Source organism: Dyadobacter sp. CY261, from assembly GCF_021440085.1.
GTDB lineage: Bacteria > Bacteroidota > Bacteroidia > Cytophagales > Spirosomataceae > Dyadobacter.
The window spans coordinates 1-1,392 of the sequence record NZ_JAKCPW010000059.1; the positions used below are offsets into that span (position 1 = coordinate 1).

The 1,392-nt window shown below is 42.2% G+C and carries 1 pseudogene; it reads left to right on the forward strand.

Annotated features, from left to right (window positions below):
- Window positions 1–277, forward strand: a pseudogene (locus LZD49_RS35315) (NAD-dependent epimerase); the annotation flags it as partial.
- Window positions 278–1,392 lie beyond the last annotated feature (1,115 nt).

The window sequence follows — 1,392 nt, forward strand, 5'->3', positions numbered from 1 at the left end:
TACGTCCATTACCGGTGCCAACTTGCCCCATTTATATCAGATCTTCAACATTGGAAACGGGAAACCGGTTGATTTGCTTTACTTTATCGGCTGTCTGGAACGGTACCTTGGGAAACCGGCCCAAAAGCAAATGCATCCTATGATACCGGGTGATATTGTCTCCACCTGGGCGGATACGAATGAACTTGAAAGAGCCACGGGATACAGTCCCCGGACTGATATTGATCGCGGGACCCGAATCTTCGCCGATTGGTATAAAAATTATTTTATTAAATAGCCGTAACAGCTTGTGGTTCTGCGATTTTTCGTAGTTTTGTAATTCTTCCCCTTCTGTATTCAACACTTGACTAAAAACTTGATCCGACTGACGGATTATTGTAATTCTGATCCCGCACACCGATGACGACGACTACCTGCTGAACCACACTGTAAGACCTTTATTGGACAAATTTGAAAAGGTCCATCTGGTTACAAATCCTATTTATGACAAGCGAAAGCGAGTAATATACGAGCTTGTCGTCAGAAAGAACAAATCCATACGAATCACAACGGTATACGATTTCTGCGAAAAGTTTTTGAAAAAAGTTTACATCCCCGAGGACGTAAACGAGATCAATCCCAACCTACTGACCATTCCCGCATTCGGCAGGAGAGTTCGCTATCCAAAAAAATCATAGTTGTAACGATCTCTGCAATACCAATGCGGCGACATCGGTCATCTTGTATCGTCCCAGGAAATAAGGAAAATTTTGCCCGTCCGAATATACAAATTCCAGAAACTGGCTATCACTTTTTTCCCCGGTTTTGTTGTTGATGATGGCAGCAAAAATAGCTCGTAAGCCTAGAACAGCTCCCCGAAGCGTAGCGGAGTAGCAGATGATTTTTTTATGCAGTAAAAAAATCAGGGATAAGCGTCGTCCTATGCGTTGAGGTGTAAGGTTTTAGCAGTACTAACAAGAAGTCGAGTAAAGTTCAATCAGGATTATCACTAAAAACTGTGAAGTTTTTCCAGGACGACACAAGTCGCAGAGTAGTGTAATTGTAATCATGGGTTGTGCAACAGCCACGTCCGGCTAATGCGACTGATTCAGGCTATGATATACAAGGTATGAGTGTCTCATGTTGAAGGGGTGTTTGAGAATAAATTGTATTATACATGTAGGTCGACGCTATAAAATGACCATGTCTGACTCATCACAATTCTCACCTGATCTTTTGAAAACAGGATTGGTAATAGATTTGAGAATTCTCTGTATTCCGTCTGCTCAAAAGACCGGTTCCAGATGGGAAAGCATGATGTCTGATGTAAATCGGTCGACACTATTGCAATTGCTTAATGTAAGCGCGAATTAATTGTAGTCCTACTTGATCGATAATGGTCGTACCCAGTCT